Genomic DNA, 21,606 nt, shown 5'->3' with positions numbered 1-21,606 from the left:
TTTGCTGGGATGGAGAAGCATTACCGGTCCAAGTGCAGCTCTTACAACGACTGAAAACGGTGAGCGGTTCGGTATCAGCAACTTTAATACAACGGCAGCAGGTGAATACGGCTTGCTTTTTGGCTACCGCCCACCCGGTTTAGCAACTGTTCGTTTTCAGGGAGATGGTTTGTTAATAGAAGTAAGCCCAGATCAGCATTTTTGGGTATTACCGATTGATCGTAACCGGCTGGAAGGTTTTACACCGGAACAATTCAGTGTGATCTATGAAGATGGAGAAGAAGTATTTTATCCTTTTGAATAATGAAGAGAGGAATGTTTAATGAATATACAGATGGAAGCAGCTGAAAAAATAACTGAATCTTTGAAAAATGATCCGTTAGTAAAAGCGGTGGTGCTAAAAGGGTCACTGGGAAGAAATGAAGGCGATGAATTCTCGGATGTAGATCTTTATTGCTTTGTTGACGGGGAAAAGATCGATAAGTTTTTACCAAGAAGAGTCGAACACCTGTCTGCTTACGGGTCAATGCTGTTCCATGAAAGTCTTTTTATTATTGCGCCGCAGGTCATCACGGTGTATGACAATCTGCTGCATGTGGACTTGTTTACAGTAACGGAAGAAACGTTTAAGACAACGGATTATTTTACTGTTTTATATGATCCGGAGAATCTCATGGAACAATTTAAAGACAAACAGCACCTCACATTATCTGCTGCAGAATTGGAAGAACAGGCATTTGATATAGGCTGGTTTTTATTTCAGTACCGGAAAGCCTGGAACAGAGGGAATGACATTTGGGCGATAGAAGCACTTCATTTGATGACGAAATATCTTGTGCGTGTGTTATTTCACCGTTATGCTCCTCACCGTGCCCAGCTTGGGATGAAAGATGCCATGCGGTCATTACCGGCAGAGCCGTTGAATGCACTGATCAATATGTTGGAACATATAACACCTCAAAATCATGAGCAGGCGATGAGGAAGACAGTTGTAATTCTGAAAACTGAGACTGTCTGGCTTAAAGAAACACTTGGTGAAGAGTCGGAGGCATTTCCGTTTATAGAGAAAATGATTGAAGTGCTTGATGGGGAGCGTGTGAATAGTTGAATGAAGTGACACTTGAACATTTTTCAAGGATCTATCAGAAGGATCTGACAAACTTTTATCTTACTAAAGAACAGGAGCAGTTTACGACATTACCTGCAGATCAACTGGACAGGTTAACGACAGAGCAGTTTCCTGTGGTGATCTTAGCTGAACAAAAAGCTGTTGGGTTTTTCGTCCTTGAACAATCCGGACGTTTGAAGAATTATACACCAAATGAATCGGCATGCCTGTTGGCTTCACTGTCTATAACGAAAGATCAACAGGGGAGGGGTTATGCAAAGCAGGCGATGGAGCTGCTGACTGAGTGGGTTAGAAAAGAGTTTCCTGCTTGCGATGAAATTGTGTTATCAGTCAACCTGAAAAATGATCCGGCATTCAGGCTGTACCTGAGTTCGGGTTTTGAAGACACAGGCAGAAGGGTTACCGGTCCGGTCGGGGAGCAGCGGGTGATGAGTCTTAAGTTGGAAAGTCAAACTTGAAAAATTTAATTATTATATATCTGGTATCGATAGCTGAAAAGTTCAATTTTACAGACTTAAATCATGTACTTGCCACTTTAAGTTAAAATTATTCAAGGAAAACTTTCGCCAAAAATGGAACCTTTCTTCTATTCATCCGTACATATAGTCAGAACAATCAAATTTTATCAGGGAGGCATACATAATGGAATTATTTGCTGCATTATCAATTATTATCCCGATTCTTGTGTTACTGGCAATTGCAGGGATAGTTGTATTTGTTTATTACAAAATCCGCTACCGTACAGCACGCTCGAATCAGGCACTGATTATCACAGGACCAAAGCTAGGTGATTCTGAAAAAGAAACGAACATCTTTACAGACAATGAAGGCCGGTCAATGAAGATCATCCGTGGTGGGGGCCACCTGCTGCGCATGCATCAGACAGCTACACCGGTTGAGCTGACGTCGTTCCAGTTGAAGCTGACAACGCCGCGCGTATATACGAATGGCGGAGTGCCAATTGTTGCTGACGCAGTAGCAATGGTAAAAGTTGCTGATACATTAAAGGGGATTGCAAACTATGCAGAGCAGTTCCTTGGAAAAAAATCTGAGGAATTGGAAGAGGAAATCGGAGAAGTACTGAGTGCAAATCTCCGGGCAATTTTATCTAAAATGACGGTTGAACAGATTAACGAAGACCGTGAATCATTTAACAAACAGGTAACTGAGGTTGCCCAGAAACAGCTGGATGATATGGGGTTCCGTATCACATCACTAGGGCTGACGGATCTTCGTGATGCTGACAGTGAGAATGGATACTTAGAAAACCTTGGACGTCCGCGAATTGCAGAGGTTCGAAAGCTGGCTGAAATTGCAGAAGCCAACTCTGAAAAAGAAACGCGGATCCAGCGTGCGAATTCTGATAAGGAAGCGAAAGAGCAGGAATATATGCGCCAGACTGAAATTGCTGCAGCACAGAAAAATAAAGACCTGAAAGATGCAGCGATTAAAGAAGAAACAGAACGTGCACGTGCGAAGTCAGAGCAGTCTTATACGCTCGAGAAGGCGAAGCTGGATAAAGAAGTTCAGCAGGAAGAATTAATGCTGATTTCGAAACGTAAAGAAGAAGAACTGCGCATCCAGCAGGTTGAACGTTCACGTCAGGTAGACATTGAAGAAGAAGAAAACAAGATCCGTAAAGCAAAATCTGATGCCGATTACTACACAGTTACACGTCAGGCGGAAGCAGATGCGCGTAAAGCGGAAATTGATGGAGAAGCAAAAGCGAAAATTCAGCGTGAAGCTGGTCTTGCCGAAGCGCAGGTTATATTAGAGCGTGGTAAGGCTGAGGCAGAATCAAGACGACTTCTGACTGAAGCAATTGCTGAACACGGCGAAGTCATCCTTGCTGAGAAGCTGATTGAGATGCTGCCGGTCTTTGCTGAAAAAGTAGCGAAGCCGATGGAAAACATTGATTCTGTTAAGATCCTTGATACAGGTGGCGGCAATGGAGTTTCCTCTTATGGTAAGAGTGTGACACAGACAATGATTGAGATTCAGGAACCACTGAAAGAGCTGACAGGTATTGATGTTTCTAAGCTGCTTTCTGATATGGTGAACCGCGGAAACACTCATACGGTTGTGACAAATCAGGATGAAAAACAGGCAGCTTCAGAGGCTGCACCAGCTAAAGAAACTAATGCGGCAAACAATAAACCATCAGCTCCAGAAGAGCCATCATCTTCTGAAGAATAAAAGCTTAAAGAGTGGTCTCCTCGTGAGGCTGCTCTTTTTTGTGTTTAGTTAAGAAGGTTCTCTTCTGACTTTTTTGAGATAAGAAATGACAGTTGTTTTCAAAGAAGCGTAGGAACCGACAGCCGCATAGCCATAAAACCATCCCATAAAAACACCGGCCAGAAGGCTTTCTCTATGACTAATAAAAATAGATATACATAATCCGAAAATAAGTGCGATGAATGGAATGGTGGGCTTAGAAGGTCTGATGATACTTTTAGTTATCTGAGTCAATAACATAACTACGGGTACTGCGATGACTGCATCCCAGAAGTTTGTCTGAATATCAGGGAACATATGCTATTCACAGCCTTTTTAACAGTAGTATGGAAAAGTGGCCGGTATTCTAAACATAGAAAAACCGCACTGCAGATCGTCAGCAGGCGGCGTTTACTGAGCCGGATGTTAAGACTTTTTTAAAGATAGCAACACCAGAACCGGTCCTGCAATCGGAATCCACGCAAGGCCTTTTCTTTGTGCATCCGGGTAAAATCGATGAATCGCATACACAGACAGCCACCATAAAATAAACCAATCAACAGTCATGACTGATACCAGGCTGGATTCCTGGAACGCTTCAGCGTACGAAGTGAAGGAAACACCTTGCAGGAGGGTAAGTAAATTGCCAAAAATGAAAATGAGCAAAAAGATCAGCCATACTTTTGAACGCAGGACGATCAGGAGCCACTTAGGTGTTCTCAATCCACGTTCAGCAGGGCGATCTCCATATGCAAACCATGGAAGCAGTGCAAAGGCACCGCCGGCAAAAGCTGCGAGTGAAAACGGCCAGGCCGGCCATTTCTGCTGGTCATTCCGTAATAATATAGTAAGAAAAATTAAAGGGAAGATACCTAACGAGTTAAAGACAGTCAGCACCAGCGGATCGATTGCTGCCCAATTTCCTGCAAAGACATTATCCAGTACAGGATCTGACCCTTCAGAACCCGGAGCAAAAAACACTGCATAAGCCAATAACAATAACCACACAATAAGAAATTTCACGTCATCACCTCTTTTTAATATCATACTTGAAAGAAGTGGAAACAAGCGAACCTTAATTATGTAAAGATTAAAAAAGTCGTCCACCTCAGCGAACGACTTTTTTCATTAACCGGCAATCATTCCGCCATCAATAATAAATTCAGATCCTGAAGAATAGCTTGACTCATCAGAAGCGAGATAGAGACATAATTTTGATACTTCCTCAGGCTCAGCTGTCCGCCCGAGAGGAATACCCTGAAGCATTTGCTCAAGAACCGCCTCGAGTTCAGGGGTTTGTGTCATAGGTGTTTTAATGATGCCAGGGTGAATGGAATTCACTCTGATTCCAAGTGATCCGAGCTCAACAGCCGCTGATTTTGTCATCCCGCGGACTGCAAATTTTGAAGCATTATAAGCGAGTGTCATGGGTTGTCCCACCATTCCTGAGATAGAAGAAATATTAACAATCGAACATCTCTCCGTCTTCTTCATTGAAGGGATGACTGACTTCATGCCTAAAAATACACCGACCTGATTGATCTCAATGACCTTTTTATAATTTTCGAGGCTCAGGCTTTCAAGCGGCTCCTGAATCACAATCCCTGCATTGTTGACAAGAATATTAATTGGTCCAAAATGTTCTTCAGTTTTCTCTACGACATGCTTCCATTCATCTTCACTCGTTACGTTGTGTTTTAAAAATATACAGTGGTCTCCAAGCGTTTCTGCTGTTTTTTCCCCTTCATCTGCCAGCACATCTGTGATTACGACCTTTGCTCCTTCTTTCACAAAAAGCTTTGCATGTGAAGCACCCATTCCTCGTGCCCCACCTGTAATCAGTGCTACCTTACCATCAAGACGACCCATATTGATACCTCCCATTTTTTATATGACAGCACATCTGCCTTAAATTGGGGTGTGCAGAAACGCTGCTCACTTATAGTATAATGAAGGTATAAGTTCTCTTTCTATAGGCCTTGTCATTGTTATTCTACAATCAAACTGAATTTGTTGAATAATTCTCAAGGAGGCTTTTTAATGTCAACCATATACCCGGATAGACGTGTCATGCGAACCCGTCTCAAGTTGAAAAGTTCGTTATTGGAAACGTTATCAAATCATTCGTTAAAAAATCTTACGGTTGCAAGCCTTTGTCGAAATGCAGGAGTGAACCGGACAACGTTTTATCATCATTACGACAGCCTTGATGACCTCATTCACCAGCTTTTAGATGACATGGTTGCTAAAGTCATAGAGGCATATCGTGAGCCATACACTCAATTAACTTCATTCCAGCTACAGGACCTCCACTTTTCAGAAATCACTTTGTTTCACTCAGTATTAAAAAATCAGGCTGCCTATACACAAGTGGTATTCTCTCCTTTTCTCGCTTTATTTCATCAAAAATTAAGTCTGGCAATTAAAGATGTCATGCTCTCTGACCTTTCTCAGCATGGTGATGTGGACCACGAATTGTATGCGGTTTATCACTCAATTGCGGTGACAGGATTATTAATCTACTGGATTCAGACAGGTTTTTTGCGATCTCCGGAAGAAATGGCTGATCAATTATTAATGATTGTACGTCACAGATCAGAACAACGTTTTAAAGTGAAAACAATCTTAAGTCCGCTACTGATAGATTTTAATAGAGTAAGAAATCCCTTTGGTGGTTAAAATTTCATTAAATACGATTAACCCAGATCATGCAGGTCGGGCTGGAAACGTCGAAAAAGATAAAAAGCTGTTCGGGTCCATTCTCAGACAGCTTTTTAGTATAATTGTATTAACATGAACAAAGCAGGGTGAAAAGATGATCATTAGAGAATTGAAAAAAGAGGACCTTCCCTCTTTAGACCGTATGATTGCGGCATGTCAGTTAAAACTGATTTCAAATGAAAAGATAGAAGATAAAGAATGGTTAATTGAAAAAGAAACCGAGCGTCTTTGTAAAGTTGCGCGAAGGATAATTGAATCGGATGAAGAAGTGATGTTTGTAGCAGTAGAGAACGATGAAGTGATTGGGTCCATTGCCTGTATGAGACCAGGGGAACTGATCACCTGTGGTCTGGAGCCGGAAGAAGGTGTGTTTGAAGTGGGCAGCATCTACATACATCCTGGACAACAACGAAAGGGAATCGGACGTAAGCTCCTGAACTACACGAAAGAATTTCTTTATCAAAGAGGTCAGTCTAAATTCTATTTGGATGCGGGCTTTGTCAGTTCACAAACTTATTGGAAGAAGCGGCTTGGAGAGCCGGATATCATATTAGAAAATTACTGGGGCGGTGGTTTTGATCATATGATCTGGATTGGAGAGGTAAAAAAATCCTCAGCTAGTATAAACAAGTGATTGCAAAATATTCAGAAACAATATAGAATCATAGAAATGGCTGTTGCTCTGTTATAGAGCAGCGGTCATTTTTACGTTTTTCTGTATGGTGTGTTTGATATGTCTTGAATATCAAAGGGTATTCTCTGCATTATGAAGAATGAGTATATATTCCACAAGTCTGGGGTTAAATGCAATGATCTTATTATTCTCAGCCATACTGCCTTACTTATTAGGCAGTTTTAACGGCGCTTATATCGTTACAAAACTTTTCAAAAAACAGGATATACGTACGCTGGAGAGCGGTAATGCAGGTGCAACAAACGCTGGGCGAGTACTTGGGAAAAAGGGGTTCCTGCTGACAGTTTTCATTGATGCTGTGAAAACCTGGATCGCCTTATGGATCATAACTATCTGGTTTGGCGGTTTAGAATGGGCCATATTTTCAGGGATCCTCTTTGTGCTGCTGGGTCATCTGTTTCCTTTATATTTACAATTTAAAGGCGGGAAAGGGATCGTAGTGTACTTGGCGGGTGCGCTGTGGCTTGAACCTTTAACGCTGGCAGCAGCTGCTATTGCGATGGGGTTATGTTATGGCTTTTCAAGACGTTATACCATTTCCGGATTTTTTGCGATTGCAATGGTTCCTGTTACATTATTTTTGTCTTATGGACTGACAATTGTTTCAGTGGGAATGAGCCTGGCATTTATTGCATTGCTTTTTGTACACAAGAAATGATGACTTGAAAAATCTGCCGTAAGCTGTCAGTGATCACTCCGGCAGATTCCTTTATAGTTATTCATCTCTCGCAATAATATACTTCAATCCTTCATAAGCGTTCTTATGAATCATCACATCTCTATCCAGCCCTGTCATGTTTACAGCCAGTGAAGGGGGAACGGCGACAATCATACATTCTGTACCAATCAGGCGAAGGCAGTCAATCAGTTTTTGAAATTGAACTGTTGTAGCATATTCTTCATCAAAATGAATTTTACTGACATTAATTAATGCATAATCAATCTGATGCATTGAACATTCCTGAAGGACTTCACCGACTAATAAATCAAAGCGGTCCTGATCAAAAGATCCAATTAACGGCAGAGCAATTGCATTATGCCATACCTTCATAATCGGAGTAGATAAATCTTTAATCAGCTTTTCTTTTGCGGCGTATTCCTCGGCCTTTGTCGTTACATCCATTAGCATGATGACGAACCCCTGGATTTCTCCTTCTGAACGAATCGGTGTGATCACAATATCAGTCACGACGATTTCTCTAATTGTAATTCTTGCCCGGTGTGTTTCGGTAATACGTGGCATGATCCTTTTCTGATAACCTGGTGTGCGATGAAAAAGATCCATATTTTTACCGATCATGTCACTGCTGCCTGAAAGCCCATAAAGCAAAGCGACTTCATCTAAAAGAATCGCAGCTTTCTTATTCATCCATTGGATATTATATGCAAGATCAGCTAGTAGAATGGTTTCTCCAATGCTGTCTAATGCCTGAAGCGGAGATATTGTCTCCGGTATTGTTCCATATGCAGTCATGACAATCTCCCCATCCTTATTGTATCGGATATATTATACGCTAAAGCCTCTCAAACTACTAAAGCAATTTCATTTTCAGCTATAAATCATTAGATAAAAGTCTTCATTAACCCTCTTCAAGAAGGATCTGAAAGTTCTGCTATATAATTATTCCATACATAATAGAAATCTCCTTCCTTCATTTCAAATATTCGTTAATTAATAAATGTCCACTTCTGACATGACAAAGCTGAATTTTCTATTCGTTGTTTTGGATAAGTAAGCGCTTTATTATTAAATTAACAACATCACTTATGCCTAAAATGATTTAAGGGGGAGAAAAAATGGCGGAAAATAAGTCAGGAGTAAGAGCAAAGGTTCAGAGATTTGGATCCTATTTAAGCGGTATGATTATGCCGAATATGGGTGCCTTCATCGCATGGGGGTTAATTACGGCATTATTTATACCGACAGGATGGCTGCCAAATGAAGATCTGGCGACAGTTGTCGGCCCAATGATTAACTACCTTCTACCATTGCTAATCGGTTTCACCGGCGGGCACATGATTTATGGTGTTCGGGGAGGAGTGCTTGGTGCCACAGCGACAATTGGTGCTATCGTCGGAACAGATATTCCGATGTTCCTCGGGGCAATGATTCTTGGACCGCTTGGTGGTTACCTGATCAAGCAGATTGATAAACTGTTTGAAGGTAAGGTAAAACAAGGTTTTGAAATGCTGATTAATAACTTTACTGCAGGTATACTTGGAGCAATCCTTACACTGATTGCCTATACGGGTGTTGGTCCTGTTGTTCAAGGGCTGAACCAGGTGATGGAAGCTGGTGTACAGGTCATTGTAAATGCTAATCTGTTACCGCTTGTAAGTATATTCGTTGAGCCGGCAAAAGTACTGTTCCTGAATAATGCAATTAACCATGGTGTGATTGGGCCTCTTGCGCTGGACCAGGCGGCAGAAGCTGGTAAGTCTATCTTGTTCATGGTCGAATCGAACCCTGGACCGGGTCTTGGAATCCTATTGGCTTATATGGTTTTTGGAAAGGGTATGGCGAAACTATCAGCATCGGGTGCTGGTGTCATCCACTTCCTTGGGGGAATTCATGAAATTTATTTCCCTTATATTCTGATGAAACCAATCCTGATTTTAGCAGCGATCCTTGGCGGAGCAACTGGTATTATGACATTCACACTGTTCGATGTAGGGCTTGTGGCAACACCATCACCAGGTAGTATTTTCGCTTATCTTGCAATGACGCCGCGTGGCGACTACATTGGTATGCTAGCCGGTGTATTTGCTTCTACAGCCGTTTCATTTGCATCAGCAGGGTTCCTGTTGAAATTTACAAAGTCAACTGAAGAAGACGATGCTCTGACAGAAGCTACTGAGCGTATGCAGGACATGAAAGGTAAAAAGAACCAGGGTACAACTTCTGTAACAAATGAGCCGGCTGCTGCTTCACTTGCAGGTCTTGAAAACGTACAAAAAGTAATTTTTGCCTGTGATGCCGGAATGGGATCAAGTGCAATGGGTGCTTCATTATTGAGAAATAAATTTAAAAAAGCTGACATTGATATTCCGGTTTCCAATTCGGCCATTAACCAGATCCCGGACGATGCTGATATCATTATCACCCACAAAGATTTAACGCAGCGTGCGGTGGACAAACGCCCAGATGCAAGACACATTTCTGTTGATAACTTTCTGGGTAGCCCGAAGTACGACGAGCTTGTTAATGAACTCAAGAAAAACGAATCTGCTTAACTTTTAAAAGGAGGTGCCTGGGCGTGTACATGACAGGAAGAGAACGTAAAATGCTTCATATTCTGCTGACCGCTCAGCACCAGTATACAACGCTTGCTGAGCTTGCGGAACATCTGCAAGTAAGTCAGCGGACCGTTCAAAGAGAACTTCAGAAGCTTGAAGATATATGCACTCAGTTCAACCTGAAACTTGATAAGCAGGCGGGTAGAGGCATGAAGCTGACAGGAGACAGCGCAGATTTCAATAAGCTGGAATCTGCGCTGCTCCAGGTTCCTTCATCAGAATTGGATCCCGGAGAAAGAAAAATTCTGTTGCTTCATTACCTGATGAAGCAGGATTCAGTTGTGAAGCTGGTTGAGTTGGCAAACGAGTTTCAACTTGCTACTGCTGCCCTCAGTCAGTTACTTGATGAACTGGAAGAATTCCTGAATCCTTATGGGGTAACCATTATCCGGAGAAGAGGGTATGGTATTGAGCTGTCAGGAGATGAAAAGTCGAAGCGGCGATCACTTGCAAACTTAATGATGGAGGAGCTTGAGAGCTCGTCCATTTATTCAATTCACGAAGGTCAGCTGTTCAATCAGCGGACGCTTGATCACCGTGTGTTTTCAATCGTGTCCAAAGAAGAGTTTGATCAGGTGGACCGGTTAATTAAAACTGAGATCGCCCAGCTTCCCTACCCACTGACAGATAGCGCTTACGTATCGTTGCTGCTGCATATATGCTTGTCCCTTGAGCGGATACGTGCTGGTTCAACGGTTGAACACAACGAGGAACTTCTCGATGATTTTAAGCAGTTGTCTGAATATGGAATTGCCCAAACGATTATCAGTGTGATTTCAGAAGCATTTAATCTTCAGATAGAAGAGCAGGAAACAGGCTATATTACGATTCATTTAAAAACAGCTAAAAGACGCTTTCAGGAACAGTTTGTTGATCAGCTGACTGACCCTGAACTTGCTGTGACAGTTCACCAGCTTGTGCGCGCCATTTCTGACAGAATGAATGTGAATTTAATAGATGATCCGGATCTGATAGAAGGCCTGATCGCACACATTGAACCTGGTATACAAAGGGCAAAAGAAAAAAATTATACGTATAACCCGCTGACTAAACGAATTAAAAAAGAATATCCAGTGCTGTTTGAAGCTGTCAGATCAGGTCTTTCAGAAGTGCTGCCGGCATATGAGTTTCCGGATGGTGAAATCGCTTTTCTGGCACTTCACTTCGGTTCAGCGCTCGAGGGTGTGACAGGTCCGGACTCTCTTAATGTTCTGGTCGTATGTGCGAGTGGGATTGGAACGTCAAAAATGATTGCAAGCAGATTAAATAAAGAATTTGATGAGTTTAAATCAATCACATTATCTGCAATCAGTGAAGTTGAAAAACACTTAGACAGGACCCACTTTGACCTTATTATTTCCACAGTTGGTTTAAGTGGTCTTGCAGAAGATTATCTGCTGGTTAATCCATTGCTTCCACAGCAGGATGCAGAAAGGATCAGAGCGGCAATTCAGACGATTAAGCCACTGAAAAAGCCTTCAGCAATGAAACAGAAACCGGATGATCCGGTTCCGTTTTTACACAGACTGAAGCTGATGAACCAGTATGCAACGGCTGTTGAGCAGGTGCTTAGACAGTTCAGGCTTGAGTCACTTGGAGATATTCGGAAATTCAAGCACGTTTTAACAAAGATTGATGACTCTCTTTATGAAGAAAACATTATTTCCGATAGAGGCGCAGTCCTGGAGAGTCTGAGTGCACGTGAAGATATTGGAGGTATGGGCATTCCGGACACCGGTCTTGCGCTTTATCACTGCCGGGACGGTGCAGTCAAACAACCGGTGTTCAGATTATATGACCTTGACCGTCCCCATACGTTAAAAGGGATGGACGGCGAGCCTACAGCAGTGAGCCGATTGATTTTAATGATTTCACCATCGGAAACTGATAACAGGGGTGCAGAAGTACTGAGTTCTATCAGTGGGAGTCTCGTTGAAGAAGAATATACGATGCATCTGGTCAGAAATGGCGATCAGCAGGAAGTCTTTCAGTTCCTGCAAAAAACATTAAATCAGTTTTATACAACAAAATCACATCAACTAATGGAGGGTTCATCATGAGTGAGATTTTTAAGAAAGAAAATATTTACCTGAACGAAAGTGTTTCAACTAAAAAAGAAGCCATCGAAAAAGCAGGCGCTGTATTAGCTGAAAAGGGTTATGTGGATGCCGACTACATCACAAGCATGCTTGAACGGGAAGAAATTTCAACGACATATATTGGCAATAAGATTGCGATTCCTCACGGCACAGAAGATTCAAAGAAGCTTGTAAAGCAATCTGGTATATCTGTTCTTCAACTGCCGGAAGGTGTCATGTTTGATGATAATGAAGTGAATATTGTTGTAGGTATTGCAGGAAAAGACGGAGAGCATCTTGAAATTCTTTCAAAAATTGCGATCGCATGTTCTGAAGAAGAAAATGTAGAGCGTCTGATCAATGCGAAATCAGAAGAGGAGATTATCGCTATTTTTGAGGAGGCAGAGTAATGAAAGCAGTACATTTTGGAGCGGGCAATATTGGACGCGGATTTATAGGCGCAATTCTCCAGCAGTCAGGATATGAAGTTACATTCATTGATGTGAATGATGAAGTGATCGACCGGTTGAATCAGGATGGAAAATACGAAGTCGTGCTCGCTGACGAAACGAAAGAATCTTTTGTTGTAAATGGCGTAAATGGCATTAACAGTAAAGAAAATCCTGTAGCAGCAGCTGCAGCTGTAGCTGAGGCAGATATCGTGACAGCTTCTGTCGGACCGCATGTACTACCCTTTATCGCACCGGTTATTGCAAAAGGGCTGAGTGAAAGACAAGCCGGTGTGAGCGTAAATGTAATCGCATGCGAAAATATGATTGGTGGCAGTGATCAACTGAAGGAAGAAGTGGAAAAACACCTCTCGCCTGAAGATGCAGAACGGGTTTTTGCGCAAGCAGGCTTCCCGAATTCAGCAGTCGACCGCATAGTTCCGATTCAGCACCATGACAATCCTTTAACGATAGAAGTGGAAAGATATTTTGAATGGGTCATTGAAACTACGGGATTGAAGGGAGAGCAGCCTGTATTAAAAGGTGCGCTCTTCGTGGAAAACCTTGTTCCATTTATCGAAAGAAAGCTGCTCACAGTGAATACAGGGCATGCTTCAATTGCTTATAACGGCTTGTTAAAAGGCTATAAAACGGTAAAAGAAGCGATGGATGATCCTGAAATGATCCATTTGCTTGAAGGTGTCCTGGAAGAAACAAGTATTTTTTTAACTGGAAAGTTTGATCTGGATAAAAGTGAACATCAGACTTACGTGAAAAAGATCATTGAGCGTTATCGAAATCCTTATATCTCAGACGGACTTGACCGTGTGGGCCGTGCACCACTGCGCAAACTGTCTGCGGGAGACCGTCTCACCTATCCGGCTGTTGGGCTAAGCAATCATGTGGAGCCGGTCAACCTCGAGAAGACGATTGCGGCTGCGCTTCGTTTCAATATTACTGAAGATCCCGAAGCGGTACAATTGCAGGAATGGATCAAACAGGATGGTCCAGCTGCTGCACTTGAGAAAGCCTCTGGTATTGAGGCAGGGAGTGAGATGAGTAACCGGATTATTGGTTATTATCAACAGTCAAATTAAACAAAAAGTGGGCCAGCATCCATCAGGAAGCTGGCCCGTTTTATGTTTATTGATCAATTTCGATCAAAGGTCCATTCAGCACCGTTGCGTTTTTCAGTCATCTCATACAATTTTTCAGCAATGTGATCTGGTGAAAAGTGTGTACCTTCTTTCACAAATCCATTGATGGTTAACGTGCCTGCATAAATATTTTCACTTTTAAGTTCCTGGTTTAGAGACAGCGCGAGTGCTCTGATCGCAGCTTTACCGACAGAAACTGAAGTGAACTTCTTCATTGGCTTAACTCCAAGCCCTCCACCTGTAAATAGAATTGAGCTTCCTTCTTCCATAAAAGACACTGCTGACTGAAAAGCAGTCAAAGCGCCAATCACATCCACTTGCAGATCACTTGCAAACTCGACCGGATCCATTTCAGATGGAAGTTCATTTCTAAAAGTAAAAGCGTTGTAAAGTAGCACATCGATGCGTCCGAATGTGTCATAGGTCATTTGAATTGCCTTTCGAATACTTTCATTTGCTAACGCATTTCCCTGTATCGCAATTGTTTCAATTCCCTCATCATTCAGTTGATCTGCGTACGATTTAATCTTCTCTTCATTACGCGCTACTAAAGCGACTGAGTATCCGCTTTGACCAAACTTCCTCGCAGCACTCAAACTGATTCCTGGTCCCGCACCGATAATACAAACTGCTTTACCCGCCATGGTGTTCATCTCCTTCAAATGTCGAAAAACGTATCTTTTTCTCTTAGTCTGAACTTAGCACCTGCTTAGGAATAGAGCAATTTTAAGTGTGTCATGACTCGGTTTAACAGATGATCAATTCGTGCAGTTCGCGTTGACGAACAGAATTTCTTGACATATAATTAAATAACAGAATATTTTGTTAATTAATGCAGCGCTCATTCTTAGCCCAAATCGAAAGGAGAGGAAAATGTGGTACAGGGCACTCCGGGAATGAAAAAATCGTCAACAGGTCTTCAGGAAAATGTGGGAGGGTTACTGGCATACTTAGTAGGGTTTATTAGCGGGATCGTGCTACTGATTGTTGAAAAAGAAAATGAGACAATCAGGTTCCATGCCATGCAGTCAGTGATCGTATTTGGTGCGCTTTTCGTTCTAAGTATTGTGATCAACTTTATACCGGTCATCGGCTTTATCATCAGTCTGCTGATCGGACCTGTTGCACTCGTATTATGGCTGTTATTAATGTTCAAAGCGTATCAGGGTGAACGCTATCACTTGCCGATGGCGGGGAAGATGGCGAAAGATCAACTAAGAAAAATGCATTAACAACACTTTGTGATATCAGTCACTAAATACAATATTCATGATCAAAAGCTGGCCTATTTCAATTGGAGGTCAGCTTTTTATATTTGTTATTTCACTATTGCCCGGATCGGAAAATACATATCGCGAATAAAGACCTGTGTTAAAATAAGATAAAAGTATGATGACGGAGAAGGGTTGTCTATGGAAGATGAACAGCTTCTGAAACAGGATCTGGTTTTGTCGCAAGAGAAAATTGCAGGAGTTCAAAAGTATTTATTAAAAAAATATCCTGAAGCATCGCCTAAAAAGCGTGCCGCTCTCTTGTCACAAACGCTGCATCAGATGATTGCACGTTCACTTCCTGATTTTGAGGAAGCAGAAAACGCACGCCTGACACTATTTGAAAAGATGATCACTTCTGGCGAAATGAAGCTTAGTAAGTATGACTTAGTTGAAGTCTCGGTTGACCACATATCAAAAGCCCGGCTTGTGGAATGGATGGAGCAGCAGGATATCGATACGCGTCTTGCTGACCGGTTTTACCCGGAAGAAGCAGATGTCTTACATGAAAGTACAGATGATAAGACACGCACGATTAAAAAACCGTTCTTACTCAGCACTGCTATATTCGCCGCTGTGTTCCTTTTACTTTATACTTCGCTAATCAATAAAAACACAGATTCAGTAAGCGATCCTGTGAATCGTGACTATATACAGGTTGAGCCGGTTTATAATGGTCCGGCTAACGAATTACCTGAAGATATGCAATTTACAATAATTGATCAGGACGCCCTGACATTATGGCTCTCTGAAAGAAATTCTCTACTGGCAGAAGAACAATATTTTACTGCCATCTATGAAGCCGCCTACGATTTTAATATTCATCCCTATCTGCTGTTTGCCATTACAGGTCAGGAGCAGGGGTTTGTATCCAAAGATCATCCAGAGGCTGAAGAAATAGCAAATAATCCATTTAACGTGTTTCATAGCTGGGAAGACTTCAACTCAACCATTGAAGAGTCTTCAGAAATTGCGGCAAGAACTGTAGTCAACTTGAGTGAGGGCAGACCTGATGGACACGATCCAATCCGGTGGATCAATAGAAAGTACGCAGAGGACCCGAACTGGTGGAAGGGTGTTCGTGCAATATTTGACCAGATTGAGAATGAAGTGCCTGTAGATAAATAATGACTATTTTAATTTTAAAAATGTAGTAAAATAGTAATATAATAGACCGAAAATAAAGGTAAGAGAAGCTTTTCCGGGGAGTGGTCAGGATGAAAACGGACGTATTAAAAAGAAACAATGTTCATATTCAGGGTAGCGGAAAGCAGGCTTTACTGTTTGCGCATGGCTTTGGCAGCAGTCAAAATGCCTGGGCTCAAGTCGTAAAAGCATTTGAAGCTGACTATCAAATCATTACGTTTGATTATGTGGGGTCCGGTCATTCTGATAAGCAGGCTTATTCATCTGACCGCTATGATTCTTTAGCAGGCTATGCTGAAGATGTGATCGAGATTTGTGAAGCATTAAAACTAAAAGAAGTGATTTTCGTTGGTCACTCTGTCAGCGGCATGATCGGAACGATAGCTGCTGCTAAAAAGCCGAATCTATTTAAGCAGATGATGATGATTGCAGCTTCTGCAAGATATTTGAATGATGATGGATACCATGGCGGATTTGAAGAAGAAAGTATTTCCGGCATGCTGAATATGATGGAAAAGAATTTTAACGAGTGGGCAAAGTATCTGGCACCGACAGCTTCTAAAAATGAAGATCGTCCTGAATTAGCGAAAGGTTTTGAGAAAGAGCTTTTATCTAATGATCAAACGATTGCAAGGGAGTTTGCAGAGGCAACATTTCTTGTCGATATGCGGGAGAAATTGGCACATTTAAATGTGCCTGTGGTTGTCATGCAGCCGAGCGATGATACGATTGTGCCTCATGAAGCAGCACTTTACCTTGTGAACCAGTTTCCGGATAGTGAATTGGTTGTGCTTAGGGCAACAGGTCACAACCCTCATATCAGTCATCCGGAAGAAGTGATAAAATATATAAAGAAATATATTGCAGTAGAAGCGGTATAACTCAGGGGGGATGAGCATGGACACGCAGCTTTACTATGCCCCGTGCGGATTTATCATGACAGAGCCCGATGGAAGAATCATCGAAGCAAATGAAATGATCAGTGGTCTGATAGGAGAGAGAAGCAGTGAATTGAAGCAGCGGCATATCACGTCACTATTAACACTGCCTTCAAAGTTATATTTCCAAACGTATTTTTCTCCGGTTATTTCAATGTATAAAAAGGTTGATGAAATGTATCTGACACTGGAGACATCTGAGGGTCCTGTGCCTGTGTTGATGAATGCGCAGGAGAGGGATGGACAGTATGAATACATTTTCGTGAAAATGAAAACGCGTGATGAATTCGAAAACGGTTTGATTTCAGCTAAACTGCAGGTAGAGAAAATTCTCGAAGACACTGACAACGCAAATGGAGAGCTGCAGAAACTGCTGTCTGAACTTGAATCTAAAAGAGAAGAAATTATTGAAGCGAATAAAAGGCTTGAAGATCTTGCAATGATTGATCCTTTAACAAGTGTGAAAAACAGACGTTATTATGAAGAAACGCTGTCTGCATTTTTGGAAAAATTTCATTCGGAATCATTTATTTTCTCTTATTTAATAATAGACATTGATCATTTTAAAAAAGTGAATGATGAATTTGGACATCCGGTCGGAGATCAGGTATTACAGGATCTTGCCTGGAAGCTTGAACAAGAAGTCAGGAAAGATGATGTACTTGTCCGATTTGGAGGCGAGGAATTCGTTATCCTTTTGTCAGGCATCAGTGAAAAACTGGCGGTAAAAATAGCTGACAGAATGCGTCAGAATATCGAAAGCAGTGATTGGCCACACAGTCCAATTACAATTTCAATCGGTGTTTCCGGTGCGAAAGAAATGGACACTAAAGAGTCGATATTCAAGCGTGCAGATGAAGCGTTGTACTATTCAAAAGGAAATGGAAGAAATCAGGTAACACTCAGATAAATAAGGATGACAAAAGAAAGCAGGGAAGTAATCTTGCTTTCTTTTTGTTTCTAAAATATAATTAGTTACATAAAGTAACTGAAGGGCAGGTGTTTATTATATGAGTTTTCATCATTCTCCCGCAACTTTTGTAGAAGAAGTAGCGATTAATGTAACAAATCTCGAACGTGCAAAAAATTTTTATGTAACCATTTTAGGGTTTAGCGTCCTGACGAAGGACAAAAATGAGGTGCAATTAACTGCAGATGGAAAAACATCATTATTGAAACTGATCGAGCCGGAAGGTGTTCAGCCAAGGCAGCCACGTACAACAGGACTGTATCATTTTGCTATTTTATTACCATCACGTGCGGATCTGGCTTCGATCATTGAACATTTGGCTGCTCATGACATACAACTGGGTGCATCTGACCATCTAGTAAGCGAAGCGCTTTATTTCAATGATCCTGATGGAAACGGGATTGAAGTTTACCGGGACCGCGCAAAGGAAGAATGGAACTGGCATAATCAAGAAGTGAAAATGACTGTTGATCCGCTTGATTTTGAAGAGGTTATGGCTGTGCCCCATGACGCATGGATAAAGCTCCCTGAAGAAACAAAAATGGGTCATATTCATCTACATGTATCTGATTTGTCTGAAGCAGAAGATTTTTATGGGAAACTTGGATTTGAAGCAGTTTGCCGCTATGGTCAGCAGGCACTGTTTATTTCAACAGAAGGTTACCACCATCATATTGGCTTAAATATCTGGAATGGTGCAGGAGCTCCGGCGCCATCTGAAAAAGCAGCCGGGCTTGTACAATATACACTTGTATTCCCGAATGAGGAAACCCTGTTACAGGCAGCTGAAAAAACAGGTGCAGCACAAGTTGCAGGTGGATGGTTTATTAAAGACCCTTCTCAAAACGGAATATTCCTAAAAACAGCTTCTGAATGAGGCTGTTTTTTCGTTCTATGTACAATGTATAATAGAGGAAAAGTGCAGGTGGGATATTGATGACTAAGATCTGTTGGACAGAATTCACACATAACAATGACGCTTACCAACTTGCATCCATTGATGGAAAAGTGTGTTATATCGGCGGACCTGAAGAAGGGTATGCAGCGCTTGAGAAATGGGCTGGGAAATTCTATCCGGGTGCCATCCTGGTTGAAAGTTCTCAGGAAATGCATCCTTTTACAAATGAGTTTCGTGCATATTTTACTGAGGGTAAGAAATCATTCGACATGCCGATTGAGCCCAAAGGAACGCCTTTTCAGCAGGAAGTCTGGCAGGCCCTGCTTGAAATTCCTTATGGTGAAACGAGAACGTATGCTGATATTGCAGAGAGAGTGGGCAGACCAAAAGCATTTCGTGCAGTTGGAACAGCAATTGGGGCTAACCCGTTACTGATTGTTGTCCCTTGCCACAGGGTGATTGCAAAAGGAGGCGGTCTTGGCGGATTCAGTGCAGGTCTGGATGTAAAAAGAGTGCTTCATCAGGTAGAGGGAATTCAATTGAAAGCATAAGAAAAAGCTGGCCGCGGCCAGCTTTTTTTATTTCTTATTTGCAGCTTTCAAAATGAGGCTTAACAGGAATACAAAGATAACTGCGCCGATAAATGCCGGGACAATCGCAATTCCTGCAAGTGTTGGTCCGAAACTGCCTAATAATTCTCCACCGATCCACGAACCGATGATCCCGGCGATAATGTTACCAATGCAGCCCATTGGCACGTCCTTACCAAGGATCATTCCTGCGAGCCAACCGATTAGTCCACCTACGATTAAGTATAAAATAAAACCCATAATAATTTCTCCTTTCAGTGACATATTCTTTTTTATACATACCCTTTTGCTGAAAAGAATATGTATAGGGTGATAAAATCATTCATACTGTCCTGGTGGTTGTCCGAGGTGCTCACATATACGTTCTGAAATCGTCTGTGTTACGATAGATTAAATAAGAACTTTAAAAGAGGAGCTTCAGGATGAAAGAATTAACGGCAGATCAATTTTATTTAGTTGAACCTCTTTTGACGGACGAAGGCTCTGTTGAAGTCAGGGCAGTCATTGAGGGAGTAAATAGAGGCAGGGTATTTGTAGATCAGGTGCACGATCCTGTATCTGCTGTGGTCTGGCTTGGTAATATGGATGGGATTTTTGTGCTTGGTGAAGAGAAAAATCCTCTGTTTACTACAAAACTGAGAGAATGTATTGATATGATCATTGGTCCTTCAGCAATTGCGACAGGCATACATGAAGCTGAGGTATTATCTTATCATCCTAATTGGGATTTGGTGCTTGATGATGTATTTGGAGACCGCACGAATGAGAAATGGGAGCAGTTCATTTACCGCTATCCATCTGTCCTTCATGAAAATCCTGAGTGTCCGGAGGGCTTCAGAATTGTGCCGCTTGAAAAGGGATTGGTTCAGGCAAGTGATTTCAGCCGGAGATTAATTCGTGAAAAAATTGATTTGTTTTGGTCTTCAGAGCAGGACTTTTTTGAAAATGGAATCGGTTTATGTGTCATGAAAGACAAAGAGGTTGCGACGATTTGCATGACAGGATTCAGGGCAGGAAATGTTCATGTAATGGATATTGAAACGTATAAATCTTTTAAAAAGAGAGGGCTTGGTACTGCTGCAGCAAAAGCTTTTGTAAAAACGTGCCATGCAGAAGACGGTGTACCTTACTGGGATTGTGCTGCGGATAATGTGGCATCAGTGAGAACTGCTGAAAAAGCAGGTTTTCTACTCCAGGGGATCTACAGAGGCATTGCCTTTGAGTTTGATCCAAAAAGAGTGTTTCAAATGAATACAAGGCAACAGTAAAAAGAACTGCTTCCTTGCGAAGCAGTTCTTTTTAGATCTGGCAATTTACCATTGCTGATAATAATAAGGGTATCCTCCATAATAACCGCCGTACTGTGGGAAAAGCGTGTTAGCCAGCAGTCCGCCTGCCAACCCGCCCAAAAAAGGTACTCCCCAGTATGGACGGGGACGCTGATAGTAATTCGGTCTTCCATAAGGGCGTGGACGTGGTCTGCCGTAATAATTTCTTTCTTCCATAGCCATGCGCTCAAAGTCAGCAGGGTGTATAAAATGCGGATTCATGGTTATCCTCCTCAAGTAGAATTCTCTATATCATACGCGGAGGAGAGGTTAAGGCATGGGTGATTATCATGAATCATTCAAATAAAAAAACCGTGCGTCTGCACGGTTGAAATTATGAAGCTAAATAGATGATGCCAAAACCAATTGCCGTTGTGATTAAAAAACTGAGGTTGCCGAGCCATAGCATGCTTTTTGAAGCGCCTGCTTTTTGTATATATGCTTTTACATAGTCTGTCATAACCCAAAAGAAAAATAGAAACGAAATCGCAAAGATTTTCGGTTTAGGAGTTTCATTTAAAATCAGGTAATAGCCTAGGACGCCAGCTAGAATAAGTCCGACATTCATCATGATAAAGTGTTTTGTGTTTTTCACTCCGTATATCCTTTCGTCTGACCGTCATACTGAAAACGGATTGCTGAGATATAATTATACGCCTGAAATTGGATGATAACAAGATGCTTATGAAATGTCTGTACAGGACGAAATACTCTGTTGCGAAAGTG

27 protein-coding genes are annotated in these 21,606 nt (G+C 41.9%); 19 read left to right on the top strand and 8 right to left on the bottom strand.

The genetic code is table 11. The features are described 5' to 3' along the window. The first annotated feature begins 1 nt into the window (after position 1). The 4 genes from E2626_RS06600 (at position 2) to E2626_RS06585 (ending at position 3,325) form a co-directional block, all read left to right on the top strand. The gene (locus tag E2626_RS06600; protein ID WP_134380946.1) at positions 2 to 304 is read left to right on the top strand and encodes a hypothetical protein; all 303 of its coding nucleotides are present in this window, start codon (positions 2 to 4) and stop codon (positions 302 to 304) included. 18 nt (positions 305 to 322) lie between these two features. Then, a complete protein-coding gene (locus tag E2626_RS06595; RefSeq protein ID WP_134380945.1) occupies positions 323 to 1,108 on the top strand; it encodes a nucleotidyltransferase domain-containing protein in 786 nt (261 codons plus the stop codon). Between the two features lie 5 nt (positions 1,109 to 1,113). Next, positions 1,114 to 1,587 carry a GNAT family N-acetyltransferase gene (locus tag E2626_RS06590; protein WP_244094272.1) on the top strand — a complete coding sequence of 158 codons (474 nt, stop codon included), beginning with the start codon at positions 1,114 to 1,116 and terminating at the stop codon, positions 1,585 to 1,587. A 184-nt stretch (positions 1,588 to 1,771) separates the two neighbouring features. Beyond that, on the top strand, positions 1,772 to 3,325 hold the full coding sequence (locus tag E2626_RS06585; protein WP_134380943.1) for a flotillin family protein: 1,554 nt from the start codon (positions 1,772 to 1,774) through the stop codon (positions 3,323 to 3,325). Between the two features lie 48 nt (positions 3,326 to 3,373). Here the strand turns inward: E2626_RS06585 and E2626_RS06580 are convergent, their stop codons facing one another. The 3 genes from E2626_RS06580 to E2626_RS06570 form a co-directional block, all read right to left on the bottom strand. After that, on the bottom strand, positions 3,374 to 3,661 hold the full coding sequence (locus E2626_RS06580; protein ID WP_134380942.1) for a hypothetical protein: 288 nt from the start codon (positions 3,659 to 3,661) through the stop codon (positions 3,374 to 3,376). Positions 3,662 to 3,769: 108 nt separating this feature from the next. Further along, positions 3,770 to 4,366 carry a hypothetical protein gene (locus E2626_RS06575; RefSeq protein ID WP_134380941.1) on the bottom strand — a complete coding sequence of 199 codons (597 nt, stop codon included), beginning with the start codon at positions 4,364 to 4,366 and terminating at the stop codon, positions 3,770 to 3,772. A gap of 105 nt (positions 4,367 to 4,471) precedes the next feature. Further along, on the bottom strand, positions 4,472 to 5,212 hold the full coding sequence (locus E2626_RS06570; RefSeq protein WP_134380940.1) for a glucose 1-dehydrogenase: 741 nt from the start codon (positions 5,210 to 5,212) through the stop codon (positions 4,472 to 4,474). A gap of 171 nt (positions 5,213 to 5,383) precedes the next feature. Between E2626_RS06570 and E2626_RS06565 the strand changes: the two genes are divergently transcribed. From E2626_RS06565 to E2626_RS06555, 3 genes are all read left to right on the top strand, one after another. Beyond that, positions 5,384 to 6,022 carry a TetR/AcrR family transcriptional regulator gene (locus E2626_RS06565; protein ID WP_134380939.1) on the top strand — a complete coding sequence of 213 codons (639 nt, stop codon included), beginning with the start codon at positions 5,384 to 5,386 and terminating at the stop codon, positions 6,020 to 6,022. 136 nt (positions 6,023 to 6,158) lie between these two features. Then, positions 6,159 to 6,698, top strand: a complete 540-nt coding sequence (locus E2626_RS06560) for a GNAT family N-acetyltransferase (protein ID WP_134380938.1) — start codon at positions 6,159 to 6,161, stop codon at positions 6,696 to 6,698. Positions 6,699 to 6,873: 175 nt separating this feature from the next. Continuing rightward, complete coding sequence (locus tag E2626_RS06555) at positions 6,874 to 7,416, top strand: glycerol-3-phosphate acyltransferase (protein ID WP_166786757.1); 543 nt, start codon at positions 6,874 to 6,876, stop codon at positions 7,414 to 7,416. Positions 7,417 to 7,473: 57 nt separating this feature from the next. Here the strand turns inward: E2626_RS06555 and E2626_RS06550 are convergent, their stop codons facing one another. Further along, a complete protein-coding gene (locus tag E2626_RS06550; RefSeq protein ID WP_134380936.1) occupies positions 7,474 to 8,232 on the bottom strand; it encodes an RsbR, positive regulator of sigma-B in 759 nt (252 codons plus the stop codon). Positions 8,233 to 8,555: 323 nt separating this feature from the next. Between E2626_RS06550 and E2626_RS06545 the strand changes: the two genes are divergently transcribed. From E2626_RS06545 to E2626_RS06530, 4 genes are read left to right on the top strand one after another with little or no spacing between them, the layout of a single operon-like run. Next, positions 8,556 to 9,992 carry a PTS mannitol transporter subunit IIBC gene (locus E2626_RS06545; RefSeq protein ID WP_134380935.1) on the top strand — a complete coding sequence of 479 codons (1,437 nt, stop codon included), beginning with the start codon at positions 8,556 to 8,558 and terminating at the stop codon, positions 9,990 to 9,992. 29 nt (positions 9,993 to 10,021) lie between these two features. Continuing rightward, on the top strand, positions 10,022 to 12,115 hold the full coding sequence (locus E2626_RS06540; RefSeq protein ID WP_244094271.1) for a BglG family transcription antiterminator: 2,094 nt from the start codon (positions 10,022 to 10,024) through the stop codon (positions 12,113 to 12,115). Further along, complete coding sequence (locus tag E2626_RS06535) at positions 12,112 to 12,543, top strand: PTS mannitol transporter subunit IIA (protein WP_134380933.1); 432 nt, start codon at positions 12,112 to 12,114, stop codon at positions 12,541 to 12,543. The genes E2626_RS06540 and E2626_RS06535 overlap by 4 nt, the downstream gene beginning before the upstream one ends. Continuing rightward, positions 12,543 to 13,679: a mannitol-1-phosphate 5-dehydrogenase gene (locus E2626_RS06530; protein WP_134380932.1), complete on the top strand. Its 1,137-nt coding sequence runs from the start codon at positions 12,543 to 12,545 to the stop codon at positions 13,677 to 13,679. Before E2626_RS06535 ends, E2626_RS06530 begins: the two co-directional genes overlap by 1 nt. A 53-nt stretch (positions 13,680 to 13,732) precedes the next feature. Here the strand turns inward: E2626_RS06530 and E2626_RS06525 are convergent, their stop codons facing one another. Then, positions 13,733 to 14,383 (bottom strand): SDR family NAD(P)-dependent oxidoreductase, encoded by a 651-nt coding sequence (locus E2626_RS06525; protein WP_166786756.1) that lies wholly within the window; start codon positions 14,381 to 14,383, stop codon positions 13,733 to 13,735. 188 nt (positions 14,384 to 14,571) lie between these two features. Between E2626_RS06525 and E2626_RS17575 the strand changes: the two genes are divergently transcribed. From E2626_RS17575 to E2626_RS17455, 7 genes are all read left to right on the top strand, one after another. Next, complete coding sequence (locus E2626_RS17575) at positions 14,572 to 14,706, top strand: HvfA family oxazolone/thioamide-modified RiPP metallophore (protein WP_481808264.1); 135 nt, start codon at positions 14,572 to 14,574, stop codon at positions 14,704 to 14,706. Further along, complete coding sequence (locus E2626_RS06520) at positions 14,669 to 14,971, top strand: DUF4870 domain-containing protein (RefSeq protein ID WP_481808265.1); 303 nt, start codon at positions 14,669 to 14,671, stop codon at positions 14,969 to 14,971. Before E2626_RS17575 ends, E2626_RS06520 begins: the two co-directional genes overlap by 38 nt. Before the next feature lie 180 nt (positions 14,972 to 15,151). Beyond that, complete coding sequence (locus tag E2626_RS06515; RefSeq protein ID WP_134380930.1) at positions 15,152 to 16,138, top strand: hypothetical protein; 987 nt, start codon at positions 15,152 to 15,154, stop codon at positions 16,136 to 16,138. Between the two features lie 89 nt (positions 16,139 to 16,227). After that, the gene (locus E2626_RS06510; protein ID WP_134380929.1) at positions 16,228 to 17,037 is read left to right on the top strand and encodes an alpha/beta fold hydrolase; all 810 of its coding nucleotides are present in this window, start codon (positions 16,228 to 16,230) and stop codon (positions 17,035 to 17,037) included. A gap of 16 nt (positions 17,038 to 17,053) precedes the next feature. After that, positions 17,054 to 18,004, top strand: a complete 951-nt coding sequence (locus E2626_RS06505) for a sensor domain-containing diguanylate cyclase (protein ID WP_166786755.1) — start codon at positions 17,054 to 17,056, stop codon at positions 18,002 to 18,004. A gap of 100 nt (positions 18,005 to 18,104) precedes the next feature. Then, complete coding sequence (locus tag E2626_RS06500; protein ID WP_134380927.1) at positions 18,105 to 18,941, top strand: VOC family protein; 837 nt, start codon at positions 18,105 to 18,107, stop codon at positions 18,939 to 18,941. A gap of 59 nt (positions 18,942 to 19,000) precedes the next feature. After that, a complete protein-coding gene (locus E2626_RS17455) occupies positions 19,001 to 19,513 on the top strand; it encodes a methylated-DNA--[protein]-cysteine S-methyltransferase (RefSeq protein WP_134380926.1) in 513 nt (170 codons plus the stop codon). Between the two features lie 27 nt (positions 19,514 to 19,540). On the opposite strand, the gene E2626_RS06490 is transcribed toward E2626_RS17455, so the two are convergent. Then, positions 19,541 to 19,792 (bottom strand): GlsB/YeaQ/YmgE family stress response membrane protein, encoded by a 252-nt coding sequence (locus E2626_RS06490; protein ID WP_134380925.1) that lies wholly within the window; start codon positions 19,790 to 19,792, stop codon positions 19,541 to 19,543. Positions 19,793 to 19,974: 182 nt separating this feature from the next. Here E2626_RS06490 and E2626_RS06485 point away from each other — a divergent pair, with 182 nt between their 5' ends. Next, positions 19,975 to 20,820, top strand: coding sequence for a GNAT family N-acetyltransferase (locus E2626_RS06485; protein WP_134380924.1), 846 nt, complete (start codon positions 19,975 to 19,977; stop codon positions 20,818 to 20,820). 45 nt (positions 20,821 to 20,865) lie between these two features. Here the strand turns inward: E2626_RS06485 and E2626_RS06480 are convergent, their stop codons facing one another. Both E2626_RS06480 and E2626_RS06475 read right to left on the bottom strand, forming a co-directional pair. Continuing rightward, positions 20,866 to 21,102 carry a hypothetical protein gene (locus E2626_RS06480; RefSeq protein WP_244094252.1) on the bottom strand — a complete coding sequence of 79 codons (237 nt, stop codon included), beginning with the start codon at positions 21,100 to 21,102 and terminating at the stop codon, positions 20,866 to 20,868. A gap of 112 nt (positions 21,103 to 21,214) precedes the next feature. Then, the gene (locus E2626_RS06475) at positions 21,215 to 21,475 is read right to left on the bottom strand and encodes a hypothetical protein (RefSeq protein WP_134380923.1); all 261 of its coding nucleotides are present in this window, start codon (positions 21,473 to 21,475) and stop codon (positions 21,215 to 21,217) included. Positions 21,476 to 21,606 lie beyond the last annotated feature (131 nt).

The organism is Jeotgalibacillus salarius (genome assembly GCF_004405125.1).
In the GTDB taxonomy this organism is placed as follows: Bacteria; Bacillota; Bacilli; order Bacillales; family Jeotgalibacillaceae; genus Jeotgalibacillus; species Jeotgalibacillus salarius.
Note: the sequence above shows the minus strand (reverse complement) of the source record. Positions and strands in the feature narration are given on the sequence as shown.